The following is a 25,087-nucleotide window of genomic DNA, read 5'->3' as shown; positions in this document are numbered from 1 at the left end:
AAAATCCCCCTTTTTTTAATCCTTACCTTTAATCACCGCAAGCGGTTTTAAAACCGCTACCACTTCGGCCAAACCGGCCCCCACCACCGCCTCGATTACCAAATCTATGTCCTTGTACGCCTGCGGCGCTTCATCCCGCACGTATTCCACTTTTTCATTTAAAATAACATCTCCTAACGCCTTTTTTACTTCGCTCACCGTCAAGTTCTTTAAAGAAGCTTTCCGGGACATACTGCGACCCGCTCCGTGGTTTAAAGAGTTAAAAGTTAAAGAAATATTTGAAGTGGCCCGCAGGACGTACGATTTGGTACCCATGCTTCCGGGAATTAATACCGGCTGGCCTATTTCCCGAAATTGAGGTAAGTTTTCCCGGTGCCCGGCCGGTAAGGCTCTGGTAGCACCCTTGCGGTGGACTAAAACCTTGATCCCATCGTGGTACTCCTCTTTAGCAATATTATGGGCTAAATCATAAACTAAATCAAGCTTTCCGTCTCCGAGGTATGACTTAAACACCTGTCTTAAGTAATGGGTAATAAGCTGCCGGTTGGCATAAGCAAAATTTGCGGAAGCCAACATCGCCTGATAATACCTCTGTCCTTCAGGAGAAGAAAACGGTACCGCCGCCAAACCTTTTACCGGTACACTGACATTGTATTTCGGTCCAGCTTTATATAAAATTTCGGTATAGTCGGTACAAACCTGATGCCCAAGCCCGCGGCTACCGGTGTGAACCATCAAGCATAACATCCCCGGATATAACCCAAAACTCTGAGCAACCTCCCACCGCCTTACTTCCGCCACTACCTGCACCTCAATAAAATGATTTCCTCCACCTAAAGTTCCAAGTCCCTCCGCACCCCGGGATAAAGCTGTCTCGGATAAAGCTTTGATCTCCGCTCCAGCCAAAACTCCGCCTTCTTCAATTTTATTAAGGTCTTCCGCAAAACCGTATCCCTCTTCTAACAAAGCCCGAGCTCCTTTTAATAAAACTTTGGGCAAAAGACTCCTTACTTCTTTTTCCCAATTTTTTTTGCCCACTCCTGCCGGCACGTATTTTTCAATGGCTTTTATTAATTCGGCAAGTCTTTCCCGGGAAATCTCTTCGGCTAAAAAAGGAGTAGTCAGTAAGCGCACCCCGCAGTTTATATCCATCCCCACCGCCCCGGCAGAAATTAAACCCTCGGGCAGGACCGTAGCCATTACTCCACCAATAGGCAAACCAAAACCCTCATGTAAATCCGGCATGCCGTAAACCGCCCGGTAAACCCCCGGTAGCGATGCCGCATTTTGCAATTGCTTTAACGATTCATCCCGGTATAAAGCCGGTAAAAGCTTTTCGCTGGCAATTATTAATCCTTCCACCTGCATCTTGCCGGTTTTGGGCAACCGATAAAGGTAATCATTTAGTTTCTTTAACATACAAATTACCTCCAGATTTTAATTGTACCAGAGGCAAAAGAAAAACCCAACCTCTAAGAGTTGGGTAAATCCAATTGAAGCGGTTACCGAAAGTCCTGGCGGTCTTCAAAATATTTTTTAAATTTTATTTTTGCAATATTAATTCCAACTGTTGCTAACCTCCTTTTTATAAAAAAATGCTTTAACTCCAAAAGAGAGTTAAAGCGTTTTTTAACCTTTCCACCGTCCTTTGGTTTTTTGAAGTAATTTCCCGCCGGCGCCCTAACGGAATCCCGGAACTTCCTTCATCTAAAAAAGTTCTCGGTAAAAACACCCCGGCTTTACTCTCATATTTACGCCAGAAAGTGGCGGGAACATCATAGGGTAGAGAGCGCTCGGTCATCTCAGCCCAAACTATTGTCCAGGCCCGGGGCACCACCCGCCAGTAGTCGTATCCCCCGCCCCCGCCGGCAAGCCAGCGTCCCCCGCAGACTTCATGGGCTAATTCATGTAAGAGCTTGGCCGATTCCTGAAAAGCCAAAGTAGTATTGGCTAAATGGGTTAAAGGGTCAAAGCGGTGGGAATCACACCCGTGCTGGGTAACCAGGATGTCCGGTTTAAACTTTCTGATAAGCTCCGGAACAATTTCCTCCAAAGCCCATAGCCACGAATCATCTTCGGTATAAGGCTCTAAAGGAATATTAATTTTGGTGCCGTAAGCCGCTCCTTCCCCTAACTCGGTTATCGAACCGGTACCGGGGAAGAGATATCTTCCCGTTTCATGAATAGATATGGTTAAAACCCCCGGGTCACTATAAAAAAGCCACTGGACCCCATCTCCATGGTGGGCATCCAGGTCTACGTACGCCACTTTGAGTCCTTTTTCCCTGAACTTGGCTATGGCTACCGCTAAATCATTATAAATGCAAAAACCCGACGCAGCATCCCGAAGGGCATGGTGTAGCCCTCCCGCTATATTGAAAACGTGGTCCGCTTCTCCTTCATAAATCAGTTCCGCACCCAGGGCTGAACCCCCCGCCACCAGCGCCGCTGCTTCGTGCATCCCGGAAAAAACCGGATTGTCTTCCGAACCCAGACCAAAGCGGCTGCCGTTCACGTTTTCCGGATTTTTACTTAAATTCATTACCGCTTCCACATAAGCCGGGTCGTGTACCAAATACAGTTCTTTTAACGTAGCCGAACGGGGTGGGATTATTTCTTCCTCCTTTAAAACTTCAGCTATTTTCATCAATTCCACAGCTAAAGCATACCGCTGGGGATTCAAGGGGTGGTCTTCCGCTAAGCGGTAACTTAAATAGTCGTCGCTGTATATTAAATACGCCTTTCCGCTCATTTACTTATACCTCGCCAAAGGGGTTGATCAGTGTAAATCCTTTAGCCCGAATGCGGTCAATGATTGGTTTGGTGTTCATCGTTTCAACCCGCATCACAAGGGTTTTAAGACCATTTTCGGTTTTTGGAGCCAAAAACACGCTCACCACATTAATATTTAGTTCCTTCATAATTTGGGCAACCTCGGCCAACATTCCCGGCCGGTCCGGAACCTGGACTTCAATCCGCGAACTTCTTTTATAAACCCCCATTAGCTCGGCAAAAGCCATGACAATATCGCCCTGGGTTATTATTCCTACCAGCTCATCATCTAAAAGTACCGGAAGACATCCTACCCGGTTTTCCAGCATCATTTTTGCTGCTTCTTCCACAGGATCCAGGGGATGAGCAGTAACAACCCTTTTTTGCATAATATCCCCCACTTTAATTTGCCAGCATTCCCCATTTTTTTCTCCTGTAAAAGGCGAAGGGCAGGCATATCTCAAATCCCGGTCCGAAACTATCCCCACCAACTTTCCATCATCTACCACCGGCAAGTGCCGGATGCGTTTTTCATGGCCTTTAGCCATGGCCTCCCGGATGGTATCGGTACTTTTAACTGTAATTAGCTCCCGGGTCATAATGTCTTTAACTAACATTCCCGCCACCTCTTAATGTTATAAATTTTCTGTAAATTTTTCCTAAAAATTTTTAGGGAAAGTAAACCCTTTCCCTAAAACATTTTCTTCCCCGCATACCTTAATATTTCAAACTGCTCTATTTGCTCCGGAGTCAACTCCTTGCCAAAGCGCACCATCAACATGTTAGCAGGATGGGAAGTAATTTCCGGGTCATCGGTATAAACCCTCTCCATCCCTGCGGCACTGGAAAACAGGTTTTCCAACATTTTTTGGTACGTCCAGATATCCATCCCTTTATTTTTTAAGTCCCAATGCCAGTAATATTCGGTAGACATCACGATATATTTTTCCAAAACCGGATCGGAAAAAGCTTCGGTTAAAAGCTTACGCGCCAGTCCCGTTCCCCTTAGGTCCGGTGTTATCTCTATGGCTCCCATTTCCAGCAAGAAGGGTAGACGGGCTTTACCCCACCGGGTAAATTCATCGGGGGGATGAAAGGTAACATATCCGACAATTTTATTATCAAGCCTGGCAATCACCACCCACCCCTGGGGCTGGTTGGCAATATCGATTAATGCTTCTTTTTGCCGCCGGTAGGGACGGAAATTGGATAAGCCCGGGTCTATGTCAAGATTGGCTAACGTATCACCCTTTTCGTGTTTTTCAATAATTACCGTACCTAAGGGGGTATTAAATTCCGTCATGAAAATCCCACGCTCCCAACTTTTGTTTAAACTTATTATATCAAAGAGAAGGGTTATTATCTACAAAATTTATAACTTTTTAACTGCCCTTGAATCTGTTCCATATTTTGGTAAAAACCCCTGTACTTTTTTGAGTTAAATCGATATAAGGATCATAAGGCGAAGGAGCAGTCATGATTCCCACATCCACCGGGAAAAAAGACTTTTTTAAATATAAGGTTTCAATGCGGTGGCTGCCCCTGCGGGATACTTCCAAAGGTACCATTCCGTAGGCATAGGTAAGTTCCCGGAAAAGTTCTTCCGGCGAGTGAATATAAATTCCATTTACCGTTAAAATCACATCCCCCGTTCTGAGTCCCGCTGCATCGGCTATCGACCCGGCCCTGACCCCTAAAACCATTACCCCGATACCATTTTCGGGATTTACAAAAATAGGTTTACCTTCTTCAAGTTTTCTTCCCAGGTAAATTACCGCTTCATGCCCTAAAGGCATAAAAACTGCAGCAAGCCAGGTTAAAAAGCTAAGTTTCATAGCCAGCACCGCCAGAATAATTAAACTTACACTATATATCCCAAGATACAGGGAAGATAGTCTACTTTTTTCTTCGGGGTAGCGGGTAAGCACCATATCACCGTAACCCAATCCCGCCACCACAGGAATCAAGGAATACATAAGATTCGGTGCAACTTCACTGCTTTTTATAAGCGGCCACCAGTCCGGCATCTGAATTCCGCCGGACACCCCCGGGACTTGGTTCACCACCACTAAAGCAGCCAGGGGTATTGGCCAAAACCGCTGCAAAACAAAGCCCCCGACAATTTGTCCTGTTTTTATTTTAAAATACTCCGGCTTTGCCCCCAAATGCCCTCCTATTAAAATTAAGACGCTTTCCACTAAATGCAGTACTCCCACTAAAGCTGCAATTTGCGCTACATTTACTTTGGGAAAGCCAAAAATTAAGTAGGCCAAGGAAACAACTCCACCGGCATAGGAAAAACACAAAAAGCGGGGATTTATAAGCATAAACAAAATAGCCAGAGGCCAAAGATAGCTAAGGCCTGCCTCATTTAAAGCAATCCCGAGAAACACCAAAACCAAACTTCCAGCCATTCCGCCAATTATGCCGTGGGCAGTAGCTTTTAAAGTATCGTAAATCACATCCATTGACAGGATAAATTTTCCCGAGATGCGGGAATACTGCAAAGCAATAATTAAAACTAACAGCCAGAATACCGGATTTTCCATTAAAGCTAAAAACACGGTATAAAGGGTATTACCAGCTAATTTCACCCAAATCATGAAAGCCCCTCGCTTATTTAATCTTTTCCGCCAATATTTCTTTGGCTTTTAAGAGCTGCCGGTCTTCCTTGCTTCCCGCCGGCTGTTTTACTACTACATCCGGCATGATGCCTTTTTTGTTGATGTCATGCTTCTTGGGAGTTAAGTAACGGGCTACGGTTAGCTTTAAACCGGCATTTCCCGGTAACCTGAAGATTGATTGCACCACACCCTTCCCGAAAGTTTTTTCCCCAACCAAAACCGCCACTCCCCAATCTTTCAGAGCACCGGCCACAATTTCCGAAGCACTGGCGCTGCCCCCGTTTACAAGAACCACCACCGGAATTCCTAACTCCGGCACCTCTGCCTTTTCCTCTTCATCCGGCTGATTCCGGTAATCCACATACACAATAGTTTTTCCCCGGGGAACAAAAATATCAGCAATCTCAACCGCAGCCTTAAGCTCTCCCCCGGGATTGTCCCGTAAATCAAAAATTAAGCCTTTCATCCCTTTTTTCTTTAAATCTCCGATTGCTTTTCGCACCGCTTGGGGTGAGTTTTCGGTAAACTGGGATAACATAATATAGCCTATCTTGTCATCTAACATTTTGCTTTCCACGGTGGGAATGGTAATATTTTCTCGAACCAACGTAAACATCCGGGTTTCTTTTTCACCGGGTCGCAATATTCCTACTTCCACCCGGGTTCCCACCGGACCTCGCATTAAACTAACCGCCGTGTCCAGGTCCATCCCTTTGGTATCCCTGCCGGAAATGTTTACAATGATATCCCCCGCCTTGATACCGGCCTTGGCGGCGGGAGTATCGGGAATGGGCTTTACCACCACAATATGATTTTCTTCCATCGTCACAATCAACCCTACACCGCCAAAAGTTCCGGTAATTTGCTCGTTTAAGTGTTTAAATTGTTCGGGATCAAGATAAGTCGAATACGGGTCGTCCAGGCCTTCGACCATACCTTTTATTGCACCGTTTATAAGTTTTTCGGTAGAAACCGGCTGATAATACTGGCTTTTAATTAAAGCAATTACCGTAAGTAAAGTCTCTATCTTATCCCCGCTCTTTTTCCAGAATAAACCGGCTAACGAAAATATCCCCCAGAGTAAGAAGACAACCACTACTAAAGCAATAATTTTTTTCCTGGACAATTACATGCACCTCACAGCCGCTGCTTTAGTTTGTAAATGCATTAATAATATTATACTATCACTTTTCTCCAAGATATGCTACATACAAAGAAAAGACACGGGATAATCCGTGCCTTTTACAGGTACTGCATTGGATTTACATATTCACCGTTTACAAGAACTCCGAAGTGAAGGTGCGGGCCGGAAGATAAACCGGTACTGCCCACATCACCTATATGTTCGCCTTTTTCCACCCGCTGGCCAACGGAAACCCTGATAGCGGAAAGATGGGCATACAACGTGGAAACACCGCCACCATGGTCTACAATTATAACCTTACCGTAACCCTTCATGGTTCCGGCATAAATCACTTCCCCCGTCTGGGCCGCTAAAACATCGGTACCCGTAGGTGCGGGGATGTCAATCCCCTGGTGCATCCGGTTAACTTTTAAGATGGGATGAAACCGCATCCCAAAGCCCGAGGAAATATTGTAATACCCATCCACCGGCCACTTAAAGATACCGCTACCCATGGAAGGCCGGGACTTCTGCCGCTGCCGGACGATTTCCTGGATTAACTTTTGTTCTTCCTCTTCCAACCTTTCCACTTCCTGCTGGTAACGGGCTACATCATTTTTAGCAAGCTCGATTAACTGCACCTTTTCCTCCTGAGCAGCTAATAAACTTTTCTGGGCTTCTTCTTCTTTTTGTTTTAAGAGGGAAAGCTCATTTTTTTGGTGTAAAAGCTGTTCTCTTAACTCTTCCAGTAGCTTCTTTTGCTTGGTAATATCGTTTAAAAGTTGAATATCCTGCTCAATTATCCGGCTCATAAATTCCAGGCGGTTTAAAAAGTCAAAAATATTTTCCGCTTGAAACAGGATTTCCAGGTAGGTAACCGTTCCGTTTTGGTAAAAATCTTTTAACCTTTTTTCAAATAGTTCGTTATTGGTTTTTAACAATTCTTCGGTTTTAGCCAGCTCTTCCTCGGTTGCCGTAATCTTTCGTTTTATTTCACTCAAATCCCGGGAAACAGCCAAAAGCTGCTGTTCGTGCTTTTCCACTTCCGCATCCAACCGTGCAATTTCATCGGCATAATTTTTAATATCAAGTTTTCGTTCTTCAATTTTCTTTTTTGTCACGGCAATTTTTTGCCGGGTCTTTTTTAACTTGGTAGTTAAGCTTTCAGCGTAAGTAAGGGAAGTTGTAGATAATAGTAAAAAGGTTAAAACTACCGCCAGAATTTTTTTCTTCACCCTATCCCTCCTAAAATTTGAGGTATTTATTGAGGGAAAGAATGCTACCTAAAAGTCCAAGGATGCCGCCACTTCCCACAAGAGCTGCAAAGGTTAAGGTTAACCACTGCTGGTCCCGAAACAGTACCAAAAAAGGTAATGCTTTACTTACCTTTAATAATAATGAGTAGTAACCTATAGCCACCAAAACTGCAGCAAATAAACTTCCGGTAAGCCCCAAAAAAGTACCTTCAATGATAAACGGCATCCGCACAAACCAGTTGGTAGCCCCAAGGATACGGGCAATTTCGATCTCTTTGCGCCGGGAAAAAATAGCCAGGCGAATGGTGGTCATGATTAACAATACTGCCCCGAATCCAAAAAGGGAAATAATCCCCAGTCCAAAAATTTTTAACATCGTGGTTACCTTTAAAAGCTTTTCCACAATCCCCTGGCCGTATTTTACTGTCTCAAACTCCGGAAAGGTGGCAAGTTTTTTACCCACGATCGGCACATCTTCGGGCCGTTTGGTTTTAATCAAATACGCATCCGGCAGGGGATTTCGCTCCTCAATCCCTGCTAAAATATCAGCCCTATCGCCCAATTTTTCTTTTATTTTTCGTAGTCCCTCTTCTTTGGGAATAAACTTTACCGAGGCAACTCCTTCAATGGCTTTTATCTTATCTTCTAACGCGCGGGTATCTATCGAAACATCTCCCGTTTTTAAATAAGCGTAGATTTCTAACTGATTCTGGAGAGTATCGGCCAGATAGCCGGCGTTAATGATTAACAAAACCGCTACCCCTAAAATAAAAATGGTAATAAAAACCACCATCACCGAAGCAAGGCTTAAAAAACTGTTGCGAAAAATCGATTTAAATGCTTCTTTAAAGTAGTACGACAATAGGTTTAAACTCATCCAGCATAAGCCCCGCTTTCTTCGTCCCGTACTATTTTGCCGTCCTTTAATGCTATAACCCGTTGCTTTAACGAATCAACGATAAAAGCATCATGGGTAGCAATAATCACCGTAGTTCCTGTATAATTTATCTCTTTTAGCAGATTGATAATTGCTAAAGAATTTTCCGGGTCCAAATTGCCCGTGGGCTCATCGGCTAAAAGCAGGACGGGGTTATTAACAATGGCCCGGGCAATCGCCACCCTTTGCGCTTCTCCTCCGGAAAGCTCTGCCGGAAAACGGTCCGCTTTTTTGGCCATCCCCACCCGTTCCAGGGCATACAGCGAACGCTCCTTAATTTGCTTTCCCGAAAGTCCGCAAATTTCTAAAGCAAACGCTACGTTTTCAAAAGCAGTTTTATTGGGTAAAAGGCGAAAGTCCTGGAAAACCATACCAATCTTCCGCCGGTATAAGGGTATTTCCCGGCCCCGTAAACGCACGATGTTTTTCCCGTTGACTAAAATTTGTCCGTGGGTCGGAAGCTCTTCCCGGGTGATAAGTTTTAACAAGGTGGATTTACCGGCACCACTGTTTCCCACTAAAAAAACAAATTCACCTTTGTTTACTTTAAAACTAACATCGCTTAACGCTTTAATGCTTCCGGGATAGATTTTTGTTACATTAAAAAGCTGCAGCATCATATCCCCCGCTTTCATCCTTTTTTTATTCGACAAAGTTATGGCTTTTTCCTTGTTTTTAAGCAAAAAAATTAAAGGACGGTTCGTGAGCGGAAAATGGATGTTCTCAGAACCGTCCCCGGAGTTACCTTTTTAAGGTTAACGCTTTTTGCACCGCCGCTACAACGTCCCTGGCGGTTAAGCCGTATTTTTCCAAAAGCGCTTGCGGAGTTCCCGACTCCCCAAACACATCATTAACTCCTACTTTTACCACCGGTATCGGATACTCCTCGCTTAAAACCTCCGCCACCGCACTGCCAAGTCCGCCAATAACCGAATGTTCCTCCGCCGTTACCACAGCTCCCGTAAGTCGAGCGCTTTCCACCAAAAGCTCCCGGTCTATGGGCTTAAGGCTTGCCATGTCCACAACCCTTGCCGCGATGCCTTCTGCCTCTAACATCTTAGCTGCCTCTAACGCTTTGGCCGTCATAATCCCGAGAGCAACTATAGTTACATCTTTACCTTCTTTAAGCACCGTACCCCGCCCCGGTTCAAACCGAATATCTGGCGAAAACACCTCCGGCACCCCGGAACGGCCAAGACGGATGTAAACCGGACCCTCTATTTCCGCAGCTTTTTTTACAATAGCACGGGTCTGGGCGGCATCGGCGGGTACAAATACCTGCATATTGGGTAAAACCCGCATCAAAGCCAGATCTTCTATTGCCTGGTGGGAAGCTCCGTCTTCCCCCACCGTTAAACCCGCATGGGTAGCAGCAATTTTCACATTGAGCTTCGGGTAACAGATACTGTTTCGAATTATTTCAAACGCTCTGCCCGCCGCAAACACCGCAAAGGTACTGGCAAAGGGTATTTTCCCCACCGTAGAAAGACCGGCAGCAACCCCCATTAAATTTTGCTCAGCAATGCCCATGTTAAAAAATCTCTCGGGAAAAGCTTTGGCAAAATCGGAGGTTTTCGTGGACTTAGATAAGTCCGCATCTAAAACAACGATTTTCGGGTTTTCCTGCCCCAATTCAACCAGGGCCTTTCCGTATGCTTCCCTTGTGGCTATTCCTCCCACAGCTTTTCCCTCCCCACTTGAAGTTCAGAAAGAGCCTCTGCTACCTGCTCCGGTTTGGGAGCAGATCCATGCCACTCGACCCGGTTTTCCATGAAGGAAACTCCTTTACCTTTAACGGTCTTGGCGATAATGATGGTTGGACCTTCCAAGTGCAGGCGGGCAGCATCGATGGCATTTATTATTTCCGGAATGTTATGGCCGTCAACGGTAATAACTTTAAAACCAAAGCTTCGCCATTTATCCGCAACCGGTTCAGGATTCATCACTTCCTGCACCGGCCCGTCTATCTGCAGACCGTTGTAATCCAAAATCGCCGTAAGATTATTTAATTTATAATGGGCTGCGGCCATGGCCGCTTCCCAGACTATCCCTTCCTGAATTTCCCCATCTCCCAGCAGCACGTAAACCCGGGCCGGGCTGCGGTCAAGCTTTAACCCTAAAGCCATCCCCACCGCGGTGGAAAACCCCTGGCCCAGGGAACCGGTGGACATTTCCACGCCGGGGACTTTTTTCATATCCGGATGCCCCTGCAGGGGAGAATTAATCTTGCGAAATTGGGACAGCCATTCTTTAGGAAAAAAGCCCCGTTCCGCCAGAGCTGCGTATAAAACCGGGGAAGCATGTCCCTTGCTCAAAACGAAGCGGTCCCGGTCCTGCCATTTGGGATTAGCCGGATCAATCCGCATCTCCTTAAAAAACAGCACCGCTAAAATATCCGCAGCCGAAAGGGAGCCGCCGGGATGGCCCGAATTGGCCTCTCCCACCATCTTTACCACATGCTGGCGGAGTTGATTGGCTATTAACTTTAAGTTTAAAATTTCGTCCTGCACTAATTTCCCTCCTTAACCATCGGTTTAAAGCCTTCCCCCAAAACCTCATGGACGTTAGTGACTATCACAAAAGCTTTGGGATCAATCTGGTAAACTATTTCCTTCAAACGGGAAACTTCCGAACGGTTAACCACTGCCAGCAACACATCTTTTTCCTTCCGGGAATAAATTCCTTCGCCTTTTAAGCAGGTACCACCCCGGTCAAGCTCGGTAATAATTTTTTCGGAAATTAAATCGTTTTTGTCGCTAATGATGAAAAACGCCCGGGCATAGCCCATTCCTTCCTGCACAAGGTCAATTAACAAGCTCGTCACCACGATGGTAATTAAAGCATACAAAGCCTGTTCCGGGTTGAAAACTATCCCCGAAACGAAAACCACCAGTCCGTCAATAAACAACAGGGCCATGCCGACGTTTGTTTTGGTAAACCGGCGTAAAATCGCCGCCGCTAAATCGGTACCACCGGTACTTCCTTTAAATTTAAAGACAATACCCAGCCCTATTCCCGATAAAACACCACCGTAAAGGCAGGCCAAAAAAGGATCTTTGGTTAAAGCTTTTAAATACGGAGCCAAAAAGTCCACCAGCAGGGACAGCACCAGCATACCGTAAAGGGAGCGGACCCCAAATTTTAACCCCAGCTCTTTAAAACCCATTAAAAAAAGGGGAACGTTTAAAGCAATCATTACCGCACCTACCGGCAGCCCAAAAAGGTAGTGTATAATGGTAGCAATTCCGCTTACGCCTCCGGCAGCTATTTTATTGGGAATTAAAAACCAGTCCAGGGCTAAAGCAATCAGTGCCGAACCCACAAAAATCCAGAAATAATCGATTACCGCTCGCACTCTGTCGCTAAGCTTCATTGGTTTCCTCCCTGTGTCACCAGCATTTTAAGATAAGCTTCGATAAAAATGTCAATTTCGCCATCCATGACCCCCTGGACATCCCCTACTTCAACGCCGGTGCGGTGGTCTTTAACCAGGCTATAGGGATGAAAAACGTAAGTTCTTATCTGACTGCCCCAGGCAATCTCCTTCTGCTCCCCCCGAAGTTTGGCCATTTCTTCTTCCTTTTTCTTCATTTCCAGATCCAAAAGCTTGGCTTTTAATAGTTTTTCCGCTAACGCCCGGTTCATTAACTGGGAGCGCTCGTTCTGGCAAACCACCGTTATGCCCGTAGGCAGGTGGGTAATCCGCACCGCCGATTCGGTTTTATTGACATGCTGTCCCCCGGCTCCTCCCGACCGAAACGTTTCTATTTTTAACTCTTCTTCCTTTAATTCAATTTCCGGAATATCTTCCGCTACCTCCGGCAGGACATCCACCGAAGCAAAGGAAGTATGTCGCCGGCCGGAAAAATCAAAGGGAGAAATCCGAATTAAGCGGTGCACTCCCCGCTCGGCTTTCAAATAACCGTAAGCGCCAAACCCCTCCACGCTAAAAGTAACGCTTTTTAAGCCCGCCTCTTCCCCTAAAAGCCGGTCGATTAGTTCCACTTTATACCCTTTATCTTCGGCCCAGCGGGTATACATCCGGTAAAGCATTTCCACCCAGTCCTGGGCCTCCGTACCTCCCGCTCCCGCATGGAGGGAAACTATTGCCGAATTTTTATCATATGGCCCCGATAGCAAAAGCTCTATTTCCATCCGGTGGAGTTTTTCCATTAATTTTTTGGCTTTGTCCTGAGCCTCAACGGCTAACTCCTCATTTTCTTCCTCTTCCAAAAGTTGCAATAAAACGGTAAGCTCTTCCTGCGCTTTTAAAAGTTCTTCATACTTTTCAATGTCATCTTTGAGGCGGTTTAATTCTTTTAGAGTTTTCTGGGCTTCTGTGTAATTATCCCAGAAGTCAGGCTCGTAGGTTTTGGCCGTAAGTTTTTCCACCAGTTCCTTTTTCCCGGGAATGTCAAAGAGAAACCCTCATTTCCTCAATCTTGGGGGAAATCTCCGCCAAACTTCTTTTCAGCTCAATTAACATAGCTAACCACTTCCTTTACCCGTTTCTGCCACAGCACTTCTTGTATTTCTTACCGCTACCGCAGGGACAGGGATCATTGCGGCCAATTTTTTGCTCCCGGCGGTAGGGTTTTTTCGGTCCTTCTTCCTGATAGCGGTTTTCCACCACCCGCCGGACCCTCCTGGTTTCCGGCTGCCGGACCACGGAAAGCCGCATTAAATAACGCACCACATCTTCCTGAATGGCAGCAATCATGTTGTTGAACATTTCAACGCTTTCGATTTTGTATTCCACCAGCGGGTCTTTTTGCCCGTAAGCTCTAAGCCCTATACCTTCCCGCAGCTGGTCCATGGCATCCAGGTGGTCCATCCACTTCTCATCCACTACCCGCAGGATAACGTACCGTTCTAACTCCCGGAGCTGCTCACCGCCAAGCTCTTCTTCCCGCTTTTTGTAGTATTCTTTGGCTTTTTCCACCAAAAACTCCACCAAAGCTTTCTTGCCGGTATCGGCTAAATCTTCGGGAGTTAACTGGTGGTTGGGCAAAAAGACATTATGAGCGTACTCCAATAATCCCTTTAAATCCCATTCTTCCGGGTGAACGCCATCGGGGCAGTAAGTATCGACTGCCCGCTCCACCACCGCTTCTATCATCTGGTGGACAAAGGTCAGGACATCTTCCCCAAAAAGCACCCGCCGGCGCTGGCTGTAAATAAGCTCCCGCTGCTGGTTCATAACGTTATCGTATTCTAAAACGTGTTTTCTAATTTCAAAGTTCCGGTTTTCCACCCGTTTTTGCGCCGTCTCAATGGACCTGGTAATAAGCGGATGTTCAATTGGGGTATCTTCATCCAAACCCAGGCGATCCATAAGCCCGGCAATGTTATCGGAGCCAAAAAGGCGCATCAGGTCATCTTCAAGGGAAATGAAAAATTGCGACGAACCCGGGTCTCCCTGCCGCCCGGCCCGTCCCCGGAGCTGGTTATCAATCCGGCGGGACTCGTGCCGTTCGGTACCAATAATGTGGAGACCCCCTAACTCCACCACTTTTTTGTGCTCTTCATCGGTTATTTTTTTGTATTTGGCCAAAAGTTCCCGGTACAGTTCCGGGTCATCTTCCGGAGTTTTTCCCATTTTTCTTAATTCCTGAAGGGCCAAAAATTCCGGGTTACCTCCCAGTAAAATATCGGTACCCCGACCGGCCATGTTGGTAGCAATGGTCACGGCCCCAAGCCTTCCCGCCTGGGCTACAATTTCCGCTTCTTTTTCGTGGTATTTGGCGTTTAAGACTTGATGGGGAATTCCCCGTTTTTTCAGCATTTCGCTTAACATTTCGGATTTTTCAATGGAAATGGTACCAATCAAGATCGGCTGGCCGGTCTGGTGCCGCCGCGCCACTTCCTCCACAATTGCCTTAAACTTGGCCTTTTCGGTTTTAAAAATTACATCGGGCAAATCCTTACGAATCATCGGCTTATGGGTTGGAATTACCACTACCGACAGGTTATAAATCTTGCGAAACTCGTTTTCTTCCGTTTCCGCCGTACCGGTCATCCCGGCTAATTTTTCGTACATCCGGAAATAATTCTGGAAAGTAATGGTTGCTAAGGTCTGGGTCTCCTGCTCAATCTTGACCCCTTCCTTGGCTTCTATGGCCTGGTGCAATCCATCGGAATACCGGCGGCCGAACATAAGGCGTCCGGTAAATTCGTCCACGATAATTACCTGACCGTCTTTGACTACATAATCCCGGTCCCGCTTCATTAAAGCTTGCGCTTTTAAAGCCGCATTTAAATGGTGGGTTAACTCCATGTGTTCATCAGCATACAGGTTTTGAATACCAAGCATTTTTTCAACTTTATGAATCCCCGCTTCGGTAGGCATAACCGCATGCGCTTTCTCGTCCACGGTGTAATCTTCCCCGGGCACTAATTGCTTTACAATTTTGGCAAAGGTATAGTAGAGGTCGGTGGACTTTTCCGCTTCCCCGGAAATAATCAGCGGGGTTCTGGCCTCATCGATTAAAATGCTGTCCACTTCGTCAATAATAGCATAATAAAGCTCCCGCTGCACCACCTGGTCCGGATGGATAGCCATGTTATCCCTGAGATAATCAAATCCAAACTCGTTGTTGGTACCGTAAGTAATATCCGCCAGATAGGCCGCTTTTTTTTCGGCATAATCCATGCCGTGGACCACCAGACCCACCGAAAGACCCAAAAACTTGTAAATTTTTCCCATCCATTCCGCATCACGCCGGGCCAGGTAGTCGTTTACCGTTACGATATGCACACCGCGACCGGTAAGGGCATTGAGATATGCCGGCAGGGTAGCGACTAAAGTTTTACCTTCCCCGGTTTTCATCTCGGCAATTTTACCTTCGTGAAGTACAATGCCCCCCATCAATTGCACATCAAAATGCCGCATCCCCAGAACCCGGCGGGAAGCTTCCCTGACCACCGCAAAAGCTTCCGGTAAAAGTTCGTCCAAACTTTCACCGCGGGCTATACGTTCTTTAAACTCCCCGGTTTTAGCCCTCAGCTCTTCGTCGGAAAGCTTTTGCATTTGGGGCTCTAAACTATTTATCTCTTCCACCCGGGCCGTAAGCCTCTTAATCTCCCGGGCATTATCGTCCAGTAAATTCTTTAAAAACTTCAGCATATTTTCACCTCTTTGCACAAATAAAGGAACCGTTACGGTTCCCTGATAGCTCTTCTTTTCATTTTACCACTTTCAACTATCTACCGCAAATCTTTTCTTTAGCGAAATACGGTAAGCTTGTAGTTTTTATTTTTTTGGTAGCGCATGCCTTTAAACACCAGCCAAAAAACTCCTACGGTAATAAAAATATCCCCAAAGCTAATAATGGGCTTCCCGTAAGAAAAGGTTATGGGATAAAACCAGAGATAAATATTATCGGAGAGAAAGACAAGACGGGTATGCTCATTAATTAACGTATGGGTCCCCAAAATCCCCTGTTTCATCATCTCTATCCATTGAGGCGAAATGGTCCGCGGATCCGCCGGCATGTAACCGCCATTGGCGGCAATTACTATAAAATTTAAAAAAACCCCCAGACCGATTAACCCCATCCCCGGAAGTCTGATGTTTTTATAAATCCCGTAAAAAAGCAGGAGGTAGGAAAAAAGATGGAGATACCTGCCGTAGGCCCGGATAAAAGGATGGGCCATCTGGTAATCAATAAGAAACTGGATTAAAAAAGCTAAGATAAAGGAAAAAAGCGCCGTAAATTCCAATTCGGCTAAGTTTTTCAGCCGGCCTTTAAAAAGATAACCGAGAATAAGCGCCAAAATCAGTGCTTCTAAATAAATAACTATTCCTCCCTTCAGGTCCCTTCCGCCGCCGCTGCTTTGGCCATGGCTTCCCGTTCTTTTTCCCGGGGATCAAACCGCTCCAGCACTTTCAATAAAGCTTTAACCACTCTTGGGTCATGTTGCTGTCCGGCATTCAGTTCCAGTTCGCTCATCGCCTGTTCTTTGGTCAACGCCGACCGATAGGGACGGTCCGAAGTCATGGCATCATACGTATCCGCCACAGCAATAATCCTGGCTCCGAGGGGAATTTTTTCCCCGGAAACTTTATCGGGATAGCCGGTACCGTCAAACCGCTCGTGGTGGTGCCGGACCATCCCGGCGTATTGTTTTAAAAACGGTATTTCCTCCACGATTTTCGCACCCAGTACCGGGTGCTCCTGGATTAACTCTTTTTCCTCGGGATCCAGCGTTCCCTTTTTATTTAAAACGGTATCAAGGATACCGATTTTGCCCACATCATGTAAAAGCGCCATATGGCGAATAATGTCAATTTGGTCTGCATTTAACCCCATTTCCTTAGCAATTTCCACCGCCAGTTCTGAAACCCGCTCTGAATGGCCTTTGGTGTACGGATCTTTAGCTTCAAGGGCAGCAACAAGAGCCCGAATGGTGGAAAGGTAGGATTCTCTTAAATCGGAGTAAAGTTTAAATACATAGCGGGTAATAATTAATGGTATGAAGAAAAGTATAATCCCTGGAATACCAATGGAATTATACACTAAAGCCATTAAATAACCTAAAATTGCAAGTAAAGCATAATTGGGAATAAATCCTCTGAAGTTATCAATAAATATATACATAAAAGGTAAATTTAACGAAAGGCTTGCAGCTAAGCAAACTAAAAGCACATTTATAAATAAGTATGTGAAAGCAAAAATAAAGATAGAAAAAAATGTAATATAGGAATTTAAAACAAAAAATTTAGTTAAAATATTATAAGTAATTCCAGCCAAAGTAATTGTAATAATTATTTGACTCAAGTTAAAAATTTTTGTCAACAAGGAAAATAAAATATTATTTTTTTCAATTCGTCCAAAATCCAATAAAAAAGAAAATCCTGCAATAATTGCTGCAATTTTATACCCAAATATTAAAAATGCAGCTACATCTAAACCAAATGCAACTGAAACAAAACCTACTTTAGGCATTTTAATTGCTAGTTTTTCTGAAAGCGCTTCAAATAAAATAAAGAAAATAAACGCTATCAAAATATTTCCACTTAAATTAAATACAGATCTAAAATATGTTAAAAATAAAATCAATCCTATAATTCCGATAATAATATAATATAATTTTAACTTTATAGTGTTTTTATCAAGCAATCTCTTTATTGCTACCATATTTTCACCTCAATAATTTCTTAAAGGACCGACATAATAAAAATCTAATTACATTGAAAATCTCGCACCACCGGCGATGATTAAGCTGACAATCGCCAGCAGAATTTTAACCACTCTTGCAGTCATGGTGAAAACGCCCTCCCTTACGAATAAGCTCTATCCGCCCTCGGCTAAACGGCAGACAGGCAGTATTCCGCTCGGGCTCGGCTTCGAAGCGCTTGCTTCGGTCTTTGGATATGTCGGTCCTTCCACCAGCAAAACACCTGCATTAAAGAAAAAATTTTATCTCTCTCTAAAATTTATTTAAACTTTTATTTTTCTACAAAAAAGCGAAGTCTTCTATTGATAGCGGCTAAGGTTGCTTTAACTACCGCTTCTCTCTCATCCCCGTTGGCATAGGCCGCACCTAAATAATTTTCCTCCTCCCGGCCTAAAATGGCAGCCACTGCCACCACCATCGCTTTTTTCCCTGATATGTAAAGTTCCTGAACATCCTCCACCACAAATATCCCGTTTTTATTTAAGAAATTTTCCACCGCACAAACGGTAGCTATAGCCAAAAGCCTTTTTCTATTTTGGGAGGTAGCGGGACCTTCCGCCGTCCCGGAAATCTTAGACTCCCCGATGGTTAATTCCACATTGACCCGCACTATACTTTGCTCCAAAGCCATATCGACTTTGGCTACCTGGGGTCTGATTTCCTCCCGGGAATCGTCTTCAGTATCACCGCCCTCCACCTGGGCAATACTGATTTTTTTATGGTCAATAGCAATATTAAAGGAAGCTAAAAGGGCCGATTCTACATCCCGTACTATCTGCTTGGGACTTCGACTGCTGCCGGCTAATATATGGATTTCATCAACCTTTCCCTCTTCATCCAATACCACCCGGGCCGCATTAACCCCTTTAATGCGTCCCAGCAAAACTTCCAGCTCCGCTAACTGCTCCTTGCTTAAAACAGCCACGCATACCCTCCTCTCATAACTATTAGATATAATTCTCTATAATCCGCAATTTTCCTGCATGTTGCCTCATAATATCTAAAAAATCCAAATTATCTTCAAAACTCCATCCCCCTTTTTGGCGTTCATACCGCAAAAAGATAAGGGACGGTTTTTTTGGCGTTTAGACGCAAATATCAGAACCGTCCCCGAATTAGGCGTTAAAAAACCCCTCCGGTAAACGGAGGGGTTTTGCGGGCAATTTATAGTTTTACGACGTCAGCCGCTTGCGGGCCCCGGGTGCCTTCAACAATGTTGAACTCTACCCTCTGGCCTTCTTCTAAAGTTTTAAACCCGTTGCCCTTAATGGCGGAAAAATGGACAAACACGTCGCCGCCATCTTCCCTTTCAATGAACCCGTAGCCTTTGGCCGGGTCAAACCATTTAACTTTTCCTTGCATCGATCTAATGCCTCCTGAAAATTTTATTCGGCATAAAGCCATGCTCTAACTCTAACACGTTTCCCGGCCTTTGTCAAACTTTTTTTAAACTTCCGGTTCTATTAAGCCGTACTTCCCATCCCGCCGTTTATATACAACATTTATTTCATCGGTATCCGCATTGGTAAAGACAAAGAACGAATGCCCTAAAAGCTCCATCTGCATGGCCGCTTCTTCCGGTGACATGGGTTTTATCGCAAAACGCTTGGATTTAACAATTTTAATTTCATTATCCGGTTCAGGGGTAGTTTCGGCGCTTTTCTCCCCTGTTGCAATATTTTTATTATTTTTAAAGCGGGCGTAAAGCTTTTCTTTATATTTTTTGGCCTGCCTTTCTAACTTATCTACCACCAAATCTATGGATGAATACATATCGGGGCTTTCCTCTTCACCTCTAAGAAGGTATCCGGCTACCGGTATCGTTACTTCGGTTTTATGTAAATCCCCTTCCACCAAAAGCGTTACATGCACCACATCAATTTTCGGCAAATACTTTTCCAGCTTGGCGAGTCTCTTTTCCGCGTACTCCTTTAATGCAGGAGTGACCTCGATATTTTTACCCCGCACTTGAACATTCATGGAAATACCCCCTTTTTTTATTATTTTAACCTGCAACCTTTAAAACCAGCTCCACACATTATAATTACTAAAAAACCCCAGAGAATATCCCTGGGGTTTAATGCCCTTATAATTTTACGACATTTGCCGCTTGTGGCCCGCGGGCACCCTCCACAATTTCAAACTCCACCCTTTGACCTTCTTCGAGGGTCTTAAATCCCTTTTCCTGGATGGCCGAGAAGTGGACAAATACGTCGCCGCCATCCTCTCTCTCAATGAAACCGTACCCTTTTTTGGGATCAAACCATTTAACTTTGCCTTGCATGAAACCAATTCCTCCTTAAAACTTTTTACTAAACGCAAGCCCCAAGCGACTCACGTTCTTTGTATTGAGAATAGCATTTTAACGATGTTTTGTCAATGATAAATTTATCTGTCGAAAAAAGTTGGAAAAAAATTTTTTGTGGAAAAGCAAAATTGTTGATATTGTGGATAACTCTGTTGATAACTACCAAAATCGGGGGTTTTGTTGTGGATAAGTTATTGGCAAATGAATTTTCAAAATTTTTTTTGGCATAATCTTTGCTACAATGCTATTTTTTTACAGCAGTTGCCATGGTAATAACATAAACTTTGTCAGCTCCTGCCAGAAGCAAAGTCCGGGTACATTCCTGAGCGGTAGCCCCGGTAGTAAAAACATCATCAACCAAAAGAATCTTTTCCCTGCCGGTAAACCTTTCCTTTACCGCAAAGTTTCCTTTAAGGTTTTTTTTCCGATCAAAATATCCAAGTTTAGCCTGGGGCGGGGTGTCTTTAATCTTGATAAGGATGTCGCGGCCCAAGGGTAATTTTAGCCGGCGGGCCAGGTTTTTAGCTAAAATCTCCGCCTGGTTGTAACCCCTCTCCTTTAATTTTCTCTGATAAAGGGGAACCGGAATAATTAAATCAAATTCCTCCCCCAGGTTTTTACGGCAGTGTTCTGCTAAAAGGTCATAAAGCTCATCCCAGATGTACCTTTTATTTTTATACTTAAACAAAGCCATACTTTTTTTTACCGGACCGGTATAGGGAAGAAGACCGGAGGCTTTGGTAAAACTAAACAAATTTTTCCGGCAATCAGAACAAAGCGGTACTTCTACCGGTAAAATTCGACCGCAGATTTGACACATAAAGCGGGTTTTTTGCATAAATTCCCGGCAGCTTTTACAAAACTCCCTTTGGGGCATTGGCTTTTGACAGAGGGGACAAACCTTAGGCTTGGGGTAAAAAAAATCTAAAAACATCGCTGTTTCCTTTGCGTTACTTTTTTATAAAGCCGCATTACCGAAGAAGTAATGGCTATCCCCAAAGCAATAGCCCCGGCACTAAAAAACGTTTGTAACCCCAAACTCACCCCTAAGCTAAAATCCTCCCGGATAAAAGCAGTGATAGTATCGTAAGCAAGCTTCCCCGGTACCAGCGGTATAAGGCCGGTAGTGGTAAAGATTATGGTTGGCTTTTTCTTGAGACGGGCCAAAATTTCCGAAAGGACACCCACGGTAAGGGAACCAAGAAATACTCCGGCAAAAGGGGTTTTGCCCGCAATCGTATAAACAAGATAACCTCCGGCTCCCGTTACTCCTCCGTAAAAGAGGCTTTCCATCGGCGCATTAAATAAAATTCCAAAGGTAAAAGAAAGAAAAAAAGCATACAAAACGTTCATCTTCCCTACCCCATTTCTATGTTAGAAAAGCTAAAACCACCGCAGCACTTACCGCTAACGCAATAACCCTTAAAAACGCTTCAAGCCCCCGGGCCTGACTGGCCAAGAAGTCCCCGGCAATAGCATCCCGGATGGAATTAGTAATGCTCATCCCCGGAATAAAGGGCATGATACTTCCTACCACGGTAACCCCTAAGGAAATGGGATAAAACTTAGAAATTGCTACTACCAGCAAAGTAGAAAGAAAGCCTCCCACTAAATCAAGGAAAAAGGGAAATAAGCCAAGGTCCGGAATTACCATGACAAAACCCCTTACCAGTAACGCAATAATCAAAGAAATAATCATTTCTACCACCGTGCCACCAATTAAACCCGTCGCAAAGAAAGCCCCTAAACCTGCTGCCAAGACTTTTACCCACCAGGAATATTCACTCTTTTCGTGGGCTACTTTAGTGAGTTCGGCTATGCCTTCCTCCACAGGAATATGCCGTCTGGCAAGTCGGCGGGAAAAATCATTAACTTTATCAATTTTCGTTAAATTAAAACCCCGGCTTTCTATCCGCCTAACGGTAGTAAAAACCTGTCCATCGTCGGTTTCGATGGCGCATAAAATGCCGGTTGGAGTCACAAAGCTTTCCACGCGTTTTACCCCGTAATTTTTAGCAATCCGGTCCATTACATCTTCCGTGCGGTAAATTTCCGCTCCGCTTTTAATCATTATTTCTCCGGCTAAAACCGTAAGCCTTAAAACATCCAGGTAGTTCATTTTCCTCACCCCTTACTTTTTTCTTTCTTTTCTTCCCATTTCCTCCTTCCGCCGTAAAAAGGTATGATTTTTTTTATTATTTTGCTGACCACTGACCACCAACCACCGACCACCGTTAAAAAGTATACATAACACAATTTCCAATTTTATTGACATTTTTTGGAGTTAACTCCTTTAATAGAGTTGAGCACAAGAATAAAGGAAGGGATTTTTATGTTAGAAATTTCAATAACCCCCCCGGCCACCATTGAACTGGTTCGCCAGAACATCCTCAAATACAAAAATCCTCTGGGGTTAAAAGGGCGAGAACTTACTTCGTGGGCCGAAGGACTTAACTTTTCCACTGACAGTGAATATCTTTTTTATACCGGCACCGAATACCAGATGCTCCCTTACATTGATAGTCTGGTAAAAGCTCTTAAAACCATGAACCAGTTAGGTTCGGGTAAAAAAATCCTTTTTGGTCTAAGAAATTTAGTGGATAAGTTTGGCTTTAACCCCGAAAAAGTTTACGCCGGAATCTTAGCCAAGGACCGCGATAAAACCGCTAATATACTCCGTAAACACGTCCAGCTTTTAAACTCCATGGGCATTACTCCCCAGTATTTAGGAGAAGAAGAGCTGTACGCTGGGGCTCTTTTATATGAGTACGGTTACCTTAATGACGTTCGGGAAATTGCCCGGAAACTCACCGGAATTTTTAAAAGCCGGGGAGTAAAAAAGATAATAGTTGCATCTCCCCATGCCGCCGAAATGTTGCGGGAAGTCTATCCTGAGTTCGTTGACTTTCCCTTTGAAGTTTATACTATGCCGGAATTTTTAGCAGCCAATTTTGCTAAACTTTCCCCCAAAGGGCCCAGGAAAAAAATCGTCATCCACGATCCCTGCCGGTTAGCCCGGGAGCTCGATGTATTTACCGAAATCAGGGAAGTTATAAAGAAGAGCGGTAACGGCGAAGTAATAGATCTTCCCCAAAGCGGTAAATTTACTACTTGCTGTGGCGGTGCTACCAAGCTTTTATTTCCGGAACTGGCGGAAGCATTGGCCAAACAACGAGTTCATGAACTTGAAAAAAGCGGTGGTGAAGAAATAGTTACCGCCTGTCCTTATTGTTATTTTAACCTTTCGCAATACGCTAATCTTCCGGTAAAAGATTTAACCGAAATTCTTATTTAAAGAAGGTGAGCTCAATGGTAGACCTGGAAAAAGATTTAGCCGCCTTAGCAGAAACCTTAGTTAAGGCAGCTAACAACCCCAATATTAACTTAGCTTTAAGCCGGGCAGTAAAATCCTACCGGGAAAACGTAAATAAAGCTTTAAGCCGCTTTCCCCACACGGTAGAACGGGCTTATGAAGTAAGAGAAATTAAACTTCAAGCATTATCCAACTTACAAGATCTTTACGAAAAAGCCGCTAAAAGCATCGAAGAAAATCACGGAAAAGCTTATTTAGCCAAAGATGGCAGTGAGGCGTTAAAAATTGTTTCCGAAATTGTTGGCACCGGGAAATTAATCGTCAAGGTAAAATCGATGGTAGGTGAAGAAATCGGTTTAAGAGAACATTTAGAAGAGAGAGGAAATACCCTTTGGGAAACGGACCTGGGAGAGTTTATCCAGCAGCTCAGAAATGACCGGCCAATGCACATCCTCTCCCCGGCCATTCATATTCCCCGGGAAGAAGTGGCAAAGCTTTTTTCCGCTTTTTTTGAAAAAGAAATCCCTCCCGAGATTGCCGCAGAAGTAGCAGCCGTCAGGGAGTTCATGCGCGAGAAGTATTTTAAAGCTGATATCGGGATAAGCGGTGCAAACATTGTCGCTGCCGATACCGGTTCAATTTTTATCATTGAAAACGAAGGTAACGGCCGCCTGGCCACCGGTGCCCCTCCGGTGCACATCGTCATCGTTGGCTTGGAAAAACTTGTCCCGACGTTAGACGACGCTTTTAAGACGGCAGAAGTTACCTGGCGTTATGCCCAGTATACGGTACCGTCCTACGTTAATATCATTAGCGGTCCCAGTAAAACCGGTGACATCGAAAAGGTTACCACTTACGGAGCCCATGGCCCGAAAGAACTTCACGTAATCTTTCTCGATAACGGCCGCCTTTCTCTATCCCAAAACGAAACTTTTAAAGAAGCATTGTTGTGTCTGCGCTGTGGCGGTTGTCTTTATGAATGCCCGGTCTTTTCTTTAACCGCCGGCTATTACGGCTACAAGTATTTAGGCGGTATCGGCTCAATTTGGACAGCCTTTGTAGCGGGAGGTATAGAAAAAGCAGCACCCCTGGCCTACGTTTGCCTTAGATGCGGCCGCTGTCAGGAGCGCTGCCCGATGAAAATTGATGTTCCCCGCATGACTTTAGCCTTAAGACAGCTCCTTACCGGCAATCACCCGGGTTAATTCGGTTAACGATTTATTAAGTTCATCTAACTTTCCCTCAATCCTTACCAGTAAAAAAGCCGCTACTGCCATGGGAAAGCTATAGTTGGCAAGTTGGCTAAAAAAATCCATTTTAAAACCCCCTTTTTAAAAAAGCCGTGGCTTAAGCCACGGCTTTTTCTTTAAAATTCGGTTACAATTCGGTCCACAATCCGCGAGCCTTTAACTGCCACCAGGTCTCCACCATTGGAAGTAAAAATGTTTTTCGTAACAATTAAGTTCATCACCGCATCAACTTCCGCCTTGGTAAGTCCTTCCTTTGGTTCTCGCACCCGAATCGTCACGTTTTTCCCCTGCTGATTGGTAAAAATCATCTCAAGGACTTTCATG

The 25,087-nt window shown here is 44.7% G+C and carries 28 protein-coding genes; 3 read left to right on the top strand and 25 right to left on the bottom strand.

Annotation, left to right across the window (positions count from 1 at the left end):
* Positions 1-15: 15 nt before the first annotated feature.
* From CHY_RS00795 to CHY_RS00720, 16 genes are all read right to left on the bottom strand, one after another.
* Complete coding sequence (locus CHY_RS00795) at positions 16-1,419, bottom strand: RtcB family protein (RefSeq protein ID WP_011343125.1); 1,404 nt, start codon at positions 1,417-1,419, stop codon at positions 16-18.
* 181 nt (positions 1,420-1,600) lie between these two features.
* Positions 1,601-2,752, bottom strand: coding sequence for an acetoin utilization protein AcuC (locus tag CHY_RS00790; protein WP_011343122.1), 1,152 nt, complete (start codon positions 2,750-2,752; stop codon positions 1,601-1,603).
* A gap of 4 nt (positions 2,753-2,756) precedes the next feature.
* Positions 2,757-3,389 (bottom strand): acetoin utilization AcuB family protein, encoded by a 633-nt coding sequence (locus tag CHY_RS00785; protein WP_011343121.1) that lies wholly within the window; start codon positions 3,387-3,389, stop codon positions 2,757-2,759.
* 74 nt (positions 3,390-3,463) lie between these two features.
* A complete protein-coding gene (locus tag CHY_RS00780) occupies positions 3,464-4,075 on the bottom strand; it encodes a GNAT family N-acetyltransferase (protein WP_011343120.1) in 612 nt (203 codons plus the stop codon).
* 79 nt (positions 4,076-4,154) lie between these two features.
* On the bottom strand, positions 4,155-5,375 hold the full coding sequence (locus CHY_RS00775; protein ID WP_011343119.1) for a PDZ domain-containing protein: 1,221 nt from the start codon (positions 5,373-5,375) through the stop codon (positions 4,155-4,157).
* Positions 5,376-5,388: 13 nt separating this feature from the next.
* The gene (locus CHY_RS00770) at positions 5,389-6,522 is read right to left on the bottom strand and encodes a S41 family peptidase (RefSeq protein WP_011343118.1); all 1,134 of its coding nucleotides are present in this window, start codon (positions 6,520-6,522) and stop codon (positions 5,389-5,391) included.
* A 116-nt stretch (positions 6,523-6,638) separates the two neighbouring features.
* The gene (locus tag CHY_RS00765; protein ID WP_011343117.1) at positions 6,639-7,754 is read right to left on the bottom strand and encodes a murein hydrolase activator EnvC family protein; all 1,116 of its coding nucleotides are present in this window, start codon (positions 7,752-7,754) and stop codon (positions 6,639-6,641) included.
* A gap of 10 nt (positions 7,755-7,764) precedes the next feature.
* Complete coding sequence (ftsX, locus tag CHY_RS00760) at positions 7,765-8,652, bottom strand: permease-like cell division protein FtsX (RefSeq protein ID WP_011343116.1); 888 nt, start codon at positions 8,650-8,652, stop codon at positions 7,765-7,767.
* On the bottom strand, positions 8,649-9,329 hold the full coding sequence (gene ftsE / locus CHY_RS00755; RefSeq protein ID WP_011343115.1) for a cell division ATP-binding protein FtsE: 681 nt from the start codon (positions 9,327-9,329) through the stop codon (positions 8,649-8,651). The genes ftsX and ftsE overlap by 4 nt, the downstream gene beginning before the upstream one ends.
* Positions 9,330-9,453: 124 nt before the next feature.
* Positions 9,454-10,392, bottom strand: a complete 939-nt coding sequence (locus CHY_RS00750; protein ID WP_011343114.1) for a transketolase family protein — start codon at positions 10,390-10,392, stop codon at positions 9,454-9,456.
* The gene (locus CHY_RS00745) at positions 10,380-11,222 is read right to left on the bottom strand and encodes a transketolase (protein ID WP_011343113.1); all 843 of its coding nucleotides are present in this window, start codon (positions 11,220-11,222) and stop codon (positions 10,380-10,382) included. The genes CHY_RS00750 and CHY_RS00745 overlap by 13 nt, the downstream gene beginning before the upstream one ends.
* Positions 11,222-12,085, bottom strand: coding sequence for a YitT family protein (locus CHY_RS00740; protein WP_011343112.1), 864 nt, complete (start codon positions 12,083-12,085; stop codon positions 11,222-11,224). The genes CHY_RS00745 and CHY_RS00740 overlap by 1 nt, the downstream gene beginning before the upstream one ends.
* Positions 12,082-13,198, bottom strand: a protein-coding gene (gene prfB / locus CHY_RS00735; RefSeq protein ID WP_011343111.1) for a peptide chain release factor 2 whose coding sequence is annotated in 2 segments (ribosomal slippage) — positions 12,082-13,128 and positions 13,130-13,198 — 1,116 coding nt in all. Because the reading frame shifts where the segments join, the coding sequence is not laid out codon by codon here. Before prfB ends, CHY_RS00740 begins: the two co-directional genes overlap by 4 nt.
* A 15-nt stretch (positions 13,199-13,213) precedes the next feature.
* Entirely contained in the window at positions 13,214-15,838 is a 2,625-nt protein-coding gene (gene secA / locus CHY_RS00730; RefSeq protein WP_011343110.1) for a preprotein translocase subunit SecA, read from the bottom strand.
* A 98-nt stretch (positions 15,839-15,936) separates the two neighbouring features.
* Entirely contained in the window at positions 15,937-16,488 is a 552-nt protein-coding gene (locus tag CHY_RS12545; protein WP_011343109.1) for a DUF5317 domain-containing protein, read from the bottom strand.
* A 35-nt stretch (positions 16,489-16,523) separates the two neighbouring features.
* Positions 16,524-17,720, bottom strand: coding sequence for an HD-GYP domain-containing protein (locus tag CHY_RS00720; RefSeq protein WP_162485042.1), 1,197 nt, complete (start codon positions 17,718-17,720; stop codon positions 16,524-16,526).
* A gap of 208 nt (positions 17,721-17,928) precedes the next feature.
* Between CHY_RS00720 and CHY_RS13090 the strand changes: the two genes are divergently transcribed.
* Positions 17,929-18,159, top strand: a complete 231-nt coding sequence (locus tag CHY_RS13090; RefSeq protein WP_143298498.1) for a hypothetical protein — start codon at positions 17,929-17,931, stop codon at positions 18,157-18,159.
* A gap of 4 nt (positions 18,160-18,163) precedes the next feature.
* On the opposite strand, the gene CHY_RS00715 is transcribed toward CHY_RS13090, so the two are convergent.
* From CHY_RS00715 to CHY_RS00685, 7 genes are all read right to left on the bottom strand, one after another.
* Positions 18,164-18,817, bottom strand: a complete 654-nt coding sequence (locus CHY_RS00715; RefSeq protein ID WP_011343107.1) for a hypothetical protein — start codon at positions 18,815-18,817, stop codon at positions 18,164-18,166.
* A 239-nt stretch (positions 18,818-19,056) separates the two neighbouring features.
* The gene (locus tag CHY_RS00710; protein ID WP_011343105.1) at positions 19,057-19,254 is read right to left on the bottom strand and encodes a cold shock domain-containing protein; all 198 of its coding nucleotides are present in this window, start codon (positions 19,252-19,254) and stop codon (positions 19,057-19,059) included.
* 84 nt (positions 19,255-19,338) lie between these two features.
* Positions 19,339-19,872 carry a ribosome hibernation-promoting factor, HPF/YfiA family gene (gene hpf, locus CHY_RS00705; RefSeq protein WP_011343104.1) on the bottom strand — a complete coding sequence of 178 codons (534 nt, stop codon included), beginning with the start codon at positions 19,870-19,872 and terminating at the stop codon, positions 19,339-19,341.
* A gap of 106 nt (positions 19,873-19,978) precedes the next feature.
* Entirely contained in the window at positions 19,979-20,176 is a 198-nt protein-coding gene (locus CHY_RS00700; protein WP_011343103.1) for a cold-shock protein, read from the bottom strand.
* Between the two features lie 268 nt (positions 20,177-20,444).
* Positions 20,445-21,134, bottom strand: a complete 690-nt coding sequence (locus tag CHY_RS00695) for a ComF family protein (RefSeq protein ID WP_011343101.1) — start codon at positions 21,132-21,134, stop codon at positions 20,445-20,447.
* Entirely contained in the window at positions 21,125-21,553 is a 429-nt protein-coding gene (locus CHY_RS00690) for a threonine/serine exporter family protein (RefSeq protein WP_011343100.1), read from the bottom strand. The genes CHY_RS00695 and CHY_RS00690 overlap by 10 nt, the downstream gene beginning before the upstream one ends.
* Before the next feature lie 16 nt (positions 21,554-21,569).
* Complete coding sequence (locus CHY_RS00685; RefSeq protein WP_011343099.1) at positions 21,570-22,319, bottom strand: threonine/serine exporter family protein; 750 nt, start codon at positions 22,317-22,319, stop codon at positions 21,570-21,572.
* Positions 22,320-22,532: 213 nt separating this feature from the next.
* On the opposite strand from CHY_RS00685, the gene CHY_RS00680 reads away from it, so the two are divergent.
* Entirely contained in the window at positions 22,533-23,495 is a 963-nt protein-coding gene (locus CHY_RS00680; RefSeq protein ID WP_011343096.1) for a (Fe-S)-binding protein, read from the top strand.
* A 14-nt stretch (positions 23,496-23,509) separates the two neighbouring features.
* Entirely contained in the window at positions 23,510-24,718 is a 1,209-nt protein-coding gene (locus CHY_RS00675; protein WP_011343095.1) for an LUD domain-containing protein, read from the top strand.
* Here CHY_RS00675 and CHY_RS12950 read toward each other — a convergent pair.
* Positions 24,683-24,829, bottom strand: a complete 147-nt coding sequence (locus CHY_RS12950; protein ID WP_011343094.1) for a YvrJ family protein — start codon at positions 24,827-24,829, stop codon at positions 24,683-24,685. The two genes, CHY_RS00675 and CHY_RS12950, sit on opposite strands and share 36 nt — an antisense overlap.
* 50 nt (positions 24,830-24,879) lie before the next feature.
* Positions 24,880-25,086 (bottom strand): DUF2922 domain-containing protein, encoded by a 207-nt coding sequence (locus tag CHY_RS00670; RefSeq protein ID WP_011343093.1) that lies wholly within the window; start codon positions 25,084-25,086, stop codon positions 24,880-24,882.
* Position 25,087 lies beyond the last annotated feature (1 nt).

The organism is Carboxydothermus hydrogenoformans Z-2901 (genome assembly GCF_000012865.1).
Taxonomy (GTDB): Bacteria; Bacillota; Z-2901; order Carboxydothermales; family Carboxydothermaceae; genus Carboxydothermus; species Carboxydothermus hydrogenoformans.
This window is presented reverse-complemented; position numbering and strand designations above follow the sequence as displayed.